The 12,528-nt window shown below is 63.5% G+C and carries 9 protein-coding genes; 1 reads left to right on the forward strand and 8 read right to left on the reverse strand.

What is annotated here, in order from left to right; translation table 11 throughout:
• Positions 1 to 16 precede the first annotated feature (16 nt).
• The 3 genes from HNQ60_RS06865 to HNQ60_RS06875 all read right to left on the reverse strand — a co-directional run bounded on the left by HNQ60_RS06865 (position 17) and on the right by HNQ60_RS06875 (position 3,342).
• Positions 17 to 742 carry a response regulator gene (locus tag HNQ60_RS06865; RefSeq protein WP_184330307.1) on the reverse strand — a complete coding sequence of 242 codons (726 nt, stop codon included), beginning with the start codon at positions 740 to 742 and terminating at the stop codon, positions 17 to 19.
• Positions 743 to 853: 111 nt separating this feature from the next.
• Positions 854 to 2,326: a PAS domain-containing sensor histidine kinase gene (locus HNQ60_RS06870; RefSeq protein WP_184330308.1), complete on the reverse strand. Its 1,473-nt coding sequence runs from the start codon at positions 2,324 to 2,326 to the stop codon at positions 854 to 856.
• 353 nt (positions 2,327 to 2,679) lie between these two features.
• A complete protein-coding gene (locus tag HNQ60_RS06875) occupies positions 2,680 to 3,342 on the reverse strand; it encodes a response regulator (RefSeq protein WP_184330309.1) in 663 nt (220 codons plus the stop codon).
• 236 nt (positions 3,343 to 3,578) lie between these two features.
• On the opposite strand from HNQ60_RS06875, the gene HNQ60_RS06880 reads away from it, so the two are divergent.
• Positions 3,579 to 5,039: a hybrid sensor histidine kinase/response regulator gene (locus HNQ60_RS06880; RefSeq protein ID WP_184330310.1), complete on the forward strand. Its 1,461-nt coding sequence runs from the start codon at positions 3,579 to 3,581 to the stop codon at positions 5,037 to 5,039.
• Between the two features lie 16 nt (positions 5,040 to 5,055).
• On the opposite strand, the gene HNQ60_RS06885 is transcribed toward HNQ60_RS06880, so the two are convergent.
• The 5 genes from HNQ60_RS06885 to uxaC form a co-directional block, all read right to left on the reverse strand.
• Positions 5,056 to 6,255: an EAL domain-containing protein gene (locus HNQ60_RS06885; protein WP_184330311.1), complete on the reverse strand. Its 1,200-nt coding sequence runs from the start codon at positions 6,253 to 6,255 to the stop codon at positions 5,056 to 5,058.
• Positions 6,242 to 8,962 (reverse strand): hybrid sensor histidine kinase/response regulator, encoded by a 2,721-nt coding sequence (locus tag HNQ60_RS06890; protein ID WP_184330312.1) that lies wholly within the window; start codon positions 8,960 to 8,962, stop codon positions 6,242 to 6,244. The genes HNQ60_RS06885 and HNQ60_RS06890 overlap by 14 nt, the downstream gene beginning before the upstream one ends.
• A 373-nt stretch (positions 8,963 to 9,335) precedes the next feature.
• Positions 9,336 to 10,100, reverse strand: a complete 765-nt coding sequence (kduD, locus tag HNQ60_RS06895; protein WP_184330313.1) for a 2-dehydro-3-deoxy-D-gluconate 5-dehydrogenase KduD — start codon at positions 10,098 to 10,100, stop codon at positions 9,336 to 9,338.
• Positions 10,101 to 10,116: 16 nt separating this feature from the next.
• Positions 10,117 to 10,971, reverse strand: coding sequence for a 5-dehydro-4-deoxy-D-glucuronate isomerase (gene kduI / locus HNQ60_RS06900; protein ID WP_184330314.1), 855 nt, complete (start codon positions 10,969 to 10,971; stop codon positions 10,117 to 10,119).
• Between the two features lie 20 nt (positions 10,972 to 10,991).
• Entirely contained in the window at positions 10,992 to 12,404 is a 1,413-nt protein-coding gene (gene uxaC, locus HNQ60_RS06905; RefSeq protein ID WP_184330315.1) for a glucuronate isomerase, read from the reverse strand.
• Between the last annotated feature and the right edge of the window lie 124 nt (positions 12,405 to 12,528).

Raw genomic sequence — 12,528 nt, forward strand, 5'->3', positions numbered from 1 at the left:
CCTATCCTGCCCGGCATCATGCCTTTGGGCCGGGCTCCCTGCCTGCGTACCAGTTCACGGCATATTGCATAAGCTGTGCCGAGGTCCGCAAAGAGAGCTTGCGCTTGATTCTCTGGCGGTGCGATTCGACCGTTTTCACGCTCAGGTTGAGCGCTTCTGCGGTCTGGCGCGTGGACAAACCCTTACCGATCATGTGCAGAACCTGCAGTTCCCGGTTCGTCAGGCTGTCGATCGGGTTGGCGGAAATGTAGGCGCCGCCCGATGCGAACTTCTCGATCATGCTGTTGCCGACGGCTTCGCTCACGTAGATGCCGCCTTCCAGCACGCGACGCAGTGCGATCAGGAACTGATCGGACGCGGCCTGCTTCATGATGTAGCCGTTCGCGCCGGCCGACAGCATGCGCTCGGCGTAGATCGCCTCGTCGTGCATCGACAGCACGAGCAGCGGCAGCGACGGATAGTGGGCGCGCGCGTCCTTGACGAGTTCGAGTCCGTCGCCCTGCTTGAGCGACACATCGACGATCACGGCATCGGGTTCGAGTTCGCGGATCAGCGACTTCGCTTCGCGAGCCGTCTCGGTTTCGCCGCACACTTCGAGATCTGTTTCCGCCTCGATCAGGCGGCGCAGACCCTGGCGCACGATGGGATGGTCGTCCACGATCAGCACGCGACGCTTGCGGTCCTTCGGAACGCTCGTCGGCGGCTTGTGGACGGTCTTGAACAGTGTAGGCCCGAGGCTCATTGCATTACTCCATGAAAAGGCGTGGCAGCCTTCGCTGCAGCTACGCTTGGTCAATCACTCAACTCAAAATCGAACATCCTGATCGTGCTCTCACGATCCGTGATGAGGAAGCTAGAGAGGCGCGCGCGATTTGCGCACCTTGCCGACACGTACGCCCGCTGCGGTTTCGAGCGGACATTCGCACACGACCTTCGTACCGCTCGGCTCCGCTTCCTCGAAACTCACGTCCCCGCCAAGCATGCGGGCGCGATAGCACATGATCTTCAAACCCATTCCCGACGCATCCAGTGCGTCCTCCGGCATGCCGACGCCGTCGTCGGTGATCGACAGCCGCACCTTAGCGCGCGCGGTCGTGAGGTGCAGTCGTATTGACCGCGCCTTTCCATGCCGAACCGCGTTGCGCACTGCTTCCTGCGCAATGCGATACAAGTGATTCGCGAGCTCCGCACCGAGCGCGCTCTGTCCGCCCAGACGATGCGTAAAGACGGTCGGCACGCCATAAAGTTCTGTCGCGTGCATCGAAAGTCCTTCAAGCGCGTCCTGCAGCCCACCGCGTTCGAGATTCACGGGCGAAAGCCCGCGCGCCAACGCGCGAGTGCTTTCGATCGCGTTGTTCACGAGACGCGTGATGCCCTCGATTTCCGGCAATATCGGCGGATATTCCGTCGCCAATCGCCCGGCGAGTCCGCGCAGCATCAGCGCGACACCCGTCAGTTCCTGACCCAGCCCATCGTGCAGATCGTTGCCGATGCGGTACTGCTCTCGATTGACCGCCTGCAACACCGCACGTTCCAAATGCTTGCGCTCGCTCACGTCCTGGAGCACGAGCAAGCTCAGTGCGCGGCCTGCGATATCCAGTCCCGACAACACTCCCGCGGCAGCGAAGTGACCACCGTCGCGACGTCGTGCATCGAACTCCACGGTCATCGACCCGCTGCCTGCATGCGACAGCATCTGCCAACGCTCGCGCTGTCCGAACGGCCAGCCCGCGAGCGTGCTCATCTCTCGTCCGTTCAGCTCGCCGCGCACGTAGCCGAACATCGCATCGAACGCGGGGTTCGTCAGATCGATCACACCTCGCTCGTCGATGAGCGCGACGCCTTCCAGCATCGAATCGATCATTCGCGACTGCGTCGCGATCACCCGCTCCGCGTGCACCTGCTGCGTCGTTTCCGACCCGTGCACGATGAGTCCGATCACATCCTGCGCGCGACGGATCGCACTGACCCGCACGTCGAAGTACCGCGTGTGGCCCGGTGGATCCTCGAGCTCGCCCGTGTACGCGTCGGGCTTGCCCGTCGCCAGCACACCTCGCATCGTCGTCAGCGCGCGTTCCCGCACATGCGTCGGGAGATACTCGCTGACATGCGCACCTTCGAGCTGTTCGACGGTGCGGCCCGCTGTGCCGCGATTCGCGAACAGCGTCTTCAGGTCCCGATCGAGTACCACCACCAGCGCGGGCAGGGTCCCGATGAACTCCCGCAGTGCCTGCGTCGAACCCTGGAGGCGCGCCGCCAACTCAGCCTGATGATCATCGGCCGGTACGTCTGACACTTCGGAAGTCGCTAAGGTCGTCTTGCTCACGGGTCTCGCGGTCGTCGGTCTTGAAGCGAGCGCCCGGAAAGCCGGCCGACGCAGCGCCCTCAGCACACTGTCGCGGTTCTGCGAACTGCAAAGCGTTACAGCCACTTAGGCTGCATTTCACCGACAGGCATGTTGTTGTAGTCCGTCATTAGGGGGTATCAGCCAATCCCCTAATGTCTGGGGTGGCGCGACCGTGTTTGCCCGGATGGCGGTATTGCATCGCGTTTCAGGCGACGACTGGGAAGGGGCCCGTGGAAAGCGCCGGCCAATTCGTGCGGGCAAGCACGTACGTGTCGAATGGGTACTTACGTGGCAGCCCGGACCCCGAGCCGGGGCAATACCCCTCGCGGGCGCTATTCGCCGCCCTTACCCGATACCCATTGCGTGGCGTAACGGATCAGCTCGCTCGTGGACCGGAGGTTGAGCTTCTCGCGCATGTGGCGCCGGTGGGCGTCCACGGTCTTCATCGACAGGTCGAGCTGCTGGGAGATCTCACGGGTGCTGATACCGGCCCCAATGAGCTTGAAGACCTCCAGCTCGCGCTCCGTGAGCGCGGAGACGGGGTCTTCGTCCGAACCCGGGACGCGCCCCCGGGCGACCTGGCTCAGGAGCCTCTCGCCCATTGCGGCGCTGACGTGCTTCTGGCCGCGGGCAACCTTGCGCAACGCGCCGAGGAAATCCGTACCGGCCACGTTCTTCATGACATAACCACTGACTCCCAGTCGCAGGAGTCGCTCCGCGTAGAGCGCCTCTTCCTGCATGGAGAGCACCAGCACGCGGACGTCAGGGTGGTTTTCACGGATCCAGCGAACGAGTTCGACGCCGTCGTCGGCACCCAGTGCCAGATCGACCACGGCCACGTCCGGCTCGCGCCCATCGATCGCCGATCGCGCGTCGCCGGCCGAAGAGGCTTCTGCGATCAGCTCGAAATCAGGCTGCCCGGCGAGCAGCTGCTTCAGCCCTTCGCGGACGAAGGGGTGATCGTCGACGATCGCAATGCGTGTCTGATCCGTCATGGTTGCTCCGCAACGCCCTCAGTTTGTCCGTTGTTCCCTCACTGCCTCGATTGCGCGGGGCACCCTCGCCAGCGCAACTGCAGCGTACGCCCCCAGTCTGGGGTTGCACCAGTCGCCGGCAATCCCCATTTTCCACAGTCCCGGCACAGTGATAGCTTTGTGCGTCATCGCCTGGGGGTACGTGGTTGCCGACCGGCGGCGCCGGCCGGAAACCCGCGGAAGGTCATCGCGAACGCATGAAAAAGGAATCCGCCGCCTTGCGCTTCGTTCTGCTCGAGGACGATCCGAACGATGCCGAGCTGATCCAGCTCGAGCTGGCACGCAATGGCGTGCAGGTCGAGTGGTCGCACGTTGCCTCCAAACCCACGTTCCTCGATGCGCTGCAGGCCGGCGACAAGCCCGACCTCGTACTCGCGGACTACACGCTGCCCGGGTTCGACGGCCTCGCGGCGTTGAAGCTCGTTCTCGAGCTCTGTCCCGACGTGCCCTTCATCTTCGTTTCCGGCTCGCTCGGTGAAGAACGCGCGATCGAAGCACTGAAGAGCGGCGCCACCGACTACGTGCTCAAGGATCGGCTGCAACGCCTGCCCACCGTGGTCAATCGCGCGCTGACCGAAGCCCGCGAGCGACGCGAGCGACGTCAGGCTGAGGCCGCGCTGGAAGAACAACGCCTGCTGCTTGGCACGCTCATCGACAGCCTTCCCGAGATTGTCTACGCGGTCGATACCGAAGGCCGGCTCACCGTAGTGAATCGCGCGCTCCTCGACACACTGCGCAAGAAGCGCGAGAACGTGATCGGCAAGCGGCTCTCCGAGGTATGGCAGGAAGAGACGATCGTCGAAATCGAGGCGCAGGCGGCGAACACCATTCGCACCGGCCGGTCGCTGACGGATCAGGAACGCGCGTGGATCACAGCCGACGGCTCCGTCCGCTGGTTCACATTCACGCACGTGCCTCTGAGAGATCACGGCACAGTCAACGGACTCGTGTGCACCGTGCGTGAGATCACCAACCAGAAAGCGCTCGAGCAGGAGATCCTCGAGATCTCGAATCGCGAGCAGCGCCGTCTCGGCAGCGACCTGCACGACGGTCTCGGCCAGGAACTGACCGGACTGTCATTGCTGCTGAAAGGCCTGGAAATGCAGCTGTCGCGCGAAGCGCAGCAATACACCGCGCAGATCACGAAGATCACGGATCTGCTCGCGCATGCGATCCAGAGCACGCGTTCCCTTGCACGCGGTCTCGCGCCCGTGAACCTCGAGCGCGGCGGTCTGCCGGAAGCACTGAAGCACCTGGCGGCGCGCTGCACGGACATGTACAGCCTTCAATGCAGCTTCTCTTACGGCGGACAGAAGCTGCCGGATCTCGAAGAAGGCGCGGCGACGCACTTGTATCGCATCGCGCAAGAGGCGACGACGAATGCAGCTCGTTATGCGCGCGCCAAAGCGATCGACATCGATCTGCGCGCGAGCGGCCGCAAACTGCAGCTCACGATTACGGACGACGGCATCGGCCTTTCAGCCGGCCTCGCCCAGGGCCGACCCGGCATGGGCCTCAAGATCATGGAGTACCGCTCGCGCATGCTGGGCGGCACGATCAACTTCGACGAACCGGGAAAAGGCACGCGAATCGTGCTCTCCGCGCCGCTGCATCTGTTGCGGCAGACGAAGCCGAAGAGGTTGGCGGTGGGGGGATGAGGAGAGGGCCCGAGCCCTATTTCTTCCTGACCACCGGCACCAGCGTGTGATCCGCCCCATTCCACACATCGATGAACTGCTCCATCTCGCTGGCGGGCATCGCCGATGCGATGAAGTCGCCCTGGAGCGCGTCGCAGCCGGCCTGCTCGAGCATTTCGAACACGGGTGAGGTTTCGACGCCTTCCGCGCAGACGGTCAGCGAAAGGTTGTGGGCGAGGTCGATAATCGCGCGCACGACCGTTGCGGCGGCGCGGCCCGTGGGAATCTCGGAAATCAGCAGTCGATCGATCTTCACTTCACTGAACGGCATCTTGTAGAGCTGCGTCAGCGAAGACGTGCCTGTGCCGAAATCGTCGAGCGACAGGCCGACGCCGCGCACGCGCAGGCGCGTGAAGATGTCCATCACGAGATCCGGATCGTCGAGCGAGGCCGCTTCCGTCACTTCGAGCGTGAGCTGCTCGGCGGTCGCATCGAATTCGCGCAGGATCAGGCCGAGGCGGTCCGGGAACTCCAGGTCCTGGACGAGGCGCGGCGACAGATTCACGGCGACACCGAGATCGAGGTTGCGCTGGCGCCAGTGGCCGATCTGGCGAATCGCGTCGGTCAGCACGAAGTCCGTGACTCCGACGATCAGTCCTGAGCGCTCGGCCATCGGCAGGAACTCGCCCGGCGGCAGCAATCCCAGACGCGGGTGGCGCCAGCGGACGAGCGCTTCGGCCGTGCGCACCTGCCAGTCGTTGTTCGTACGAACGACCTTGGGCTGGTAGTGCACGACCAGCTCATGTTCGTCGATTGCCCGGGCCAGCTCATCGACAGTGAGGCGCTCACCGGGTTCGAGGTGGCGCGAGAGCAGCGATTCGATTTCCTCGAGCATCGCAGGCTTCTGCAGCGTGCCGAGCATCTTGAGCCCGAGCTGATCGCCGAGCTGGCGCGCGCTCACGATCACGCGCTGGTCCATGCCGCTGGCGAGCAGGATTCCGGCCGTCGTGCCGATTCGTCCGAGGTATCGCAGGGCCTCGATGCCATCCATTCCGGGCATCTGCAGATCGAGCAGGATCAGCGCCGGCTGGCGCTGCGAAAGCTGTTCACGGAAGGCTTCCGCGCTGTCGGCAGTAATGACTTCGCAGCCGACGCCTTCGCCGACCTGGACGATCAAATCGAGGAAATCGACTTCATCGTCGACTGCCAGCAGCAGATTGCGCTCACGCCGGGACACTTCTCATCTCCTCATTCTCATCCAGGATCGTCCGCACCTGGCGCGCCAGATCTTCCACGCGATACGGCTTGGTGAGCAACTGCAGTGTGCCGTCCAGCATGCCCCGATGAAGGATCGAGCTTTCGCTGAAGGCTGACGTCATCAGGATCTTCAGTCCGGGACGTCGTTCACGCAATTTGTCCACCAGCATCGGGCCGGGCAACCCGCCCGGCAGCATCACATCCGAAAAGACCAGCGCGATATCAGTATGTTGCATGAATTGCTCCAAAGCCTGATACCCATTGGCCGCCTCCAGCACCCGATAGCCGAGGCTATTCAGGATATCGACCGCAGTCGAGCGGACTTCAGCATTGTCTTCAACAACGAGAATTGTTTCCCAGCCTGACGGCATGTCGGAGGAGGGAGCGGCATCGCGCGGGAGGGCTTCAATGTCGCCCGGACAGCGGGGCAGAAACAATTGCACTGTAGTGCCCTTGCCCACCGTGCTGGTGATCCGGACGTGCCCGCCGGACTGGCGCACGAAGCCATAGACCATGGGCAGACCGAGGCCGCTGCCCTTGCCCACGTCCTTGGTCGTGAAGAACGGCTCGAACACGCGCTTCAGCGTGTCGGGCGGCATGCCGGTCCCGGTGTCGAGGACCTCCAGCACGGCGTATTCGCCGGGCTGCAATGAGCCTTCGCCGTTGAAACCCGAAGGTTCGACAGGCTGCGCACCCACGATCTCGTTGCGCGTACTCACGATGATCGCGCCGCCCTGAGGCATTGCATCGCGGGCATTGATGACCAGGTTCAGGATCGCGTTCTCGAGCTGGCCCGGATCGATCTTCACCGGCCACACCAGCGGCGCGCAGACCTGGCGGATTTCGATATCGCCGGTCAGGGACCGACGCAGCAGGTCGTACATGCCGCCGATCAGCGTGCCGAGGTCGACGACACGAGGCTCCAGCACCTGCTGGCGCGCGAATGCCAGCAGCCGGCGCGTGAGATCGGCGCCTCGCATGGCCGCCTTCATTGCCGTTTCAGCCTGATGCAGCAGACGCGGACTCTCCCGCAGCGACCGTGACAGCAGCTGCATGTTGCCGACGATGACAGCGAGGAGATTGTTGAAATCGTGCGCGATACCGCCGGTCAGCCGGCCGACCGCCTCCATCTTCTGGCTCTGTCGCAGCTCGGCTTCGAGCTGATGCTTCTCGGTGACGTCGCGAGCTGCGACGAAGCAGCCCTGCACTTCGCCGGCTTCATTGAAGTGCGGTACGAAGATGCCTTCGAGATCGACCAGCTGGCCGTCGGGACTGCGGAACTGCCCCTGCGATTCCACCATCCGCCCGTCGAGCGCCGCGCGAAAGCTTGGCCCGATGGCCGCGTAGCGACGCTCGCCGATCACATCGCCCACGGGCTGGCCGCGGGTAGACGCCAGCGGCAGCCGGAAGAACTGCTGGAACTGCCGGTTCGCGTACACGATGCGCTCGTCGCGATCGAGGTACGAAACGTACAGCGGCAGCGAGTCGAGAATCGTGCCGTAGAAATCCTGGCTGCGGCTCAATGCTTCTTCGGCCTCGATCTGCGCGGAGATGTCGCTGATCGATCCTGACAGTCGCAGGGGCCGGCCTGCAGCATCGCGATCCGCCTGACCCCGCATCCGGCACCACAGCACCGAGCCGCTGCGCGTAACCACGCGGCAGCGCAGATCGAGCTGCACCTGGTTCTCGAGATGACGGCGGATCTTGTGCAGCACAAGGGTGCGGTCATCGGCGTGCAGCACGTTCTGGAACGCGTTGAACGTGTCAGGAAAGTCCTCGTGCTCGTAGCCGATGATTTCCCGGAACCGCGATGCGTACCAGACGTGGCCGGTGAGCAAGTTCCACTCGTACATGCCGTCGGACGTACCGCGGACTGCGCGTTCCCAACGATCCTGCACTTCCGCTGCAAGCTGCATGTCGCGCTTGCGCCGCGTGATGTCGCGCAGCACGCCAACCATGCGCAGCGCTTTGCCATGCCCATCGCGACGAACGACGTCAGCTCTCGCGGCGAACCATCTTGTCTCGCCCGACGCAGTCACCAGCGAGTACTCGCATTCGAAGTGCGGCGTAGCGCCGTGGAAATGCTGTTCGAACTGCTCGAGCACCGACTGCTGATCTGACGGCAGCATCAAGCGGTCCGACAGACTCTCCCGCTTGAGCAGTTGCTGCGGATCGACGCCGAGCGACGTGCGCCAGTGGTCGTTGTAGTAGACCTCGTCGCGTTCGACGTTCCATTCCCACATCGACAGGGCACTGGCATCCATCGCGACTTGAAGGCGCGCTTCGCTCGTTCGCAACGACTCGCGTGTGCGGACCACGCGGGTGAGGTCTTCAAAGGTCAGGACGAGGTGGGGAGTTTCACCGGACCCTTCGAAAGGCTGCACGGCGACCCGGACCGGAATCGCACGACCATCGCGTGCGACGAGAACGATCTCGACAGTGCACGCTCTCGCGGAGCGCAAGGCCTGGTGGAACTGCTGCATCGAGTCCGCGTCGGTCGCGTCGCTGCAGAGAGAGAGCACGTGGCTGGCCAGGACCTCTTCGCGCTCATAGCCGGTCAGTTGGAGGAACGCCTTGTTGGCATGCGCAGGCCGATCGAAATCGCGCGCAGGCACGACCAGCACGCCCTGCGTCACCGCATCGAGCATGGCCAGACTGCCGGGAGGCGCTGACGAGACCGCCGTCATAGACCCCGCGTGGTTCCTCTGCGTGCAGGGGATACCCGCCCGCTCGTGGTGCTGAATGACATATCGCCTGTGAACTTGAATGGGATCGCCACCGCTCGCTCTCCGTTCTCCCAAAGAGACCGGGGGACATTCGCTCAAGGCGTGCGATCAGGGCGCGAGAGTGGCGGAAAACGCTGGCGGAAACTGTGTTCTGCAGCGCGTCGCGGAGGGAAGAAGGGAATGCCGGGTGGAGGGTCCCCCAGCGCGGAAGGGGCTGCTGGCGACTGGCTACTGGCCAGAAAGAGGAAGGGCCGGCCCTTTTGATTGGGCCAGCGGCCAGGGGCCAGTCGCCAGCGGTCCCGGGTCGATTATTGTCAAATCGACCCGTGACGCTTCATCGTGCCAGCCACCCGCCATCCACAGGGATGACCGTTCCGTGGACATAGTCGGAGGCGGCGGAGCTCAAGAACACCGCCGCCCCGCCCAGGTCGGACGGCCTTCCCCATCGCCCGGCTGGAATTCGGCCCAGGATGTCGCGGTTGCGCTGTTCGTCAGCGCGAAGCGCGGTGGTGTTGTTCGTCTCGAAGTAGCCGGGGGCGATCGCGTTCACGTTGATGCCGCGCGATGCCCATTCGTTGGCGAGCAGGCGCGTGATGCCGGCGAGGCCGCTCTTGCTGGCCGTGTACGAGGCCGTGCGGATGCCGCCCTGGAAAGACAGCATGGAAACGATGTTGATGACCTTGCCGCCGCGGCCGGTCTTCACCATCGACTGGGCGACTGCCTGCGCGAGGAAGAACGGCGTCTTCAGGTTCACGTCGAGGGCCGCATCCCAGTCGGCTTCCGTGAACACGAGCGCGTCGTTGCGACGAATGATGCCCGCATTGTTCACGAGGATGTCGACCTGACCAGTTGCTTCGATGGCCTGCGCGACGACGCGCTCAGCCTCGTGGCTGCGCTCGAGATCGGCATAGATCGAGTGGAACTTGCGGCCAAGGGCTTTGACTTCGCGCTCGGTGTCGGTGGCGCTCGAGCGGCCGACGGCAACGACGTCCGCGCCTGCCTGCGCCAATGCGATTGCGATGCCCTGCCCCAGGCCGGTATTGGCACCGGTTACCAGAGCGACTTTGCCTGCCAGCGAAAAGGGGTTGGAAGAACTCATTGGTTTCTCTGGGGACTCACTTCAACTGGCAGATGTCGAGGACGTTCATGTCGGTGTAGTCGAGGTTTTCCCCGCCCATCGCCCAGATGAAGCTGTAGTTCTTGGTGCCCGCGCCCATGTGGATCGACCACGGCGGCGACATCACCGCTTCTTCGTTGCGGATCACGATGCTGCGCGTGTCGTCCGGCTGACCCATGAAGTGCATGACGCACTGATCGCCCTGGCCTTCGAGATCGAAATAGAAGTAGACCTCGGATCGACGGTCGTGCAGGTGCGGGGGCATCGTGTTCCACACGCTGCCCGACTTGAGCACCGTGAGACCGAGCAGCAACTGCGAGGACTTGCAGGTCGCCGGAACGATGTACTGGTAGATCGTGCGCTCGTTCGACGTTTCGAGGCTGCCGCGCTCGAGCGGCACAGCCTTCGAAATCGAGATCTGCTGCGTTTCGAAGCGCGCGTGAGCGGGCGTCGAAACGATATAGAACTTGGCGGCCTGCCCCGCCGCGGCCGACTCGAACACGACATCCTTCGTGCCCATCGGGATGTAGAGGCCGTCCTTCGATCCAAGCTCATACGCCTTGCCGTCGACAGTCACGCGGCCAGCGGTCTTGCCGATGTTGATCACACCGAGCTCGCGGCGCTCGAGGAACGGCTTGCCGGCAGCGGATGCCGGCGCCGTCTGATCCGGAAGACGGAGTGCCTTGGTTTCAGGCATCGCGGCGCCGATCACGAAGCGCTCGTAGTGCGTGTAGTTCAACGTCAGCGTGTCGCTGGCGAACAGACCCTCGACCAGATAGCGATCGCGCAATTGCTGGTTGCTCGCCCCGTCCATCATGTCGGGGTGAGTCGCGTGATATGTCTTCTTGAACACGTCGGGGTCCTTCGGGCTGATCAGAGTTTGTAGGCCTGCTTCGGCAGGCGATAGGCGAGGTCGGCCGCCACTTCAGCCGCGTCCTCTTCGGAGATGCGATGCTCGGAGACGAGCCGGGCGAGCCACACGCAGTCCATGCGGCGTGCGAGATCGTGTCGCGCGGGGATCGACAGGAAAGCGCGCGTGTCGTCGTTGAAACCAACGGTGTTGTAAAAACCCGCGGTTTCGGTCGTGTACTCGCGGAAGCGCAGCATTCCTTCCGGGCTGTCGTGGAACCACCAGGACGGGCCGAGCTTCAGAACCGGGTAGTGGCCGGCGAGCGGTGCAAGCTCCCGGCTATAGGTCGTTTCATCCAGCGTGAACAGGATGACGCTCAGACGCGGATCGTTGCCGTAGCGATCGAGCAGCGGCTTGAGAGCGCGCACGTACTCCGTGGGATGCGGCACATCGGCGCCCTTGTCGCGGCCGAAGTGATCGAACACCCAGCGATTGTGATTGCGGAATGCGCCGGGATGGATCTGCATCACGAGCCCGTCATCGAGACTCATGCGCGCCATCTCGACGAGCATCGCCGCACGAAAGAGTTCGGCATCGGCAGCGCTGAAGTTGCCGGTGGTCACACGCGAGAACAAGCGCTCTGCTTCCGCAGTGCTCAGATCCGCAGTCGCCGCAGTGATGTGCCCGTGATCCGTCGATGTCGCGCCTGCGGCAGCGAACTGCGCGCGGCGTTTGCGATGTGCCTTGAGATAACCGGACCACGAATACGTATCCTCGCCCGTGATCTCGCTGAACTGATCGAGCGCGGTGCGGAACGATTCGTGCTCTGGATCGATCACTGCGTCGGGGCGATACGCCGTGATCACACGACCACGCCAACCGCTACGGGCGATCTCGTGATGATGATCGAGCGTGTCGATCGGCGACTCGGTGGTCGCGATCACTTCGATATTGAATCGCTCGAAAAGCGCACGCGGGAGAAACTCGGGCGTCGCGAGCTTCGCGCCGATCTCATCGAAATATCGGTCTGCCGTTTGCGCATCGAGGCGCACATCGAAACCGAAGACTTTCGCGAACACATAGTCGAGCCAGAGTGCGGACGGTGTGCCGCGAAACAGATGCTGATTGGCAGCGAACAATCGCCACGCCGCACGCGGGTCAGCCTTCGACGGCCCCTCACGTGAAGGCACACCGAGATCCGCCAGTGCGATGCCCTGGCTATAGAGCATTCGATAGAGATAGTGATCCGGCGCCAGCAGCAATTCCGTCGCGTTGCCGAACGGAGCATTCCGCGAAAACCATTGCGGGTCGGTGTGGCCGTGGGGACTCAGGATCGGCAAGTCGCGCACGAGCGCGTAGAGCCGTCGCGCGATTGCACGCGCGCCAGGGTCAGCCGGGAACAGCCGATCCTCGTGCAGTTGGAGTTTTCGTGTCATCGGTATGATGCTGCAGTGCGGGCCCGTAGTGTACGTTTCCCCCTCGGGCCTGTCCGCATGGTAACCGGTGTCATTTGCCGTGGGAAGGGACCTGGATCTCACATGCCCCGATCACCCGGATTGA

It is taken from the genome of Povalibacter uvarum (genome assembly GCF_014202975.1).
In the GTDB taxonomy this organism is placed as follows: Bacteria; Pseudomonadota; Gammaproteobacteria; order Steroidobacterales; family Steroidobacteraceae; genus Steroidobacter; species Steroidobacter uvarum.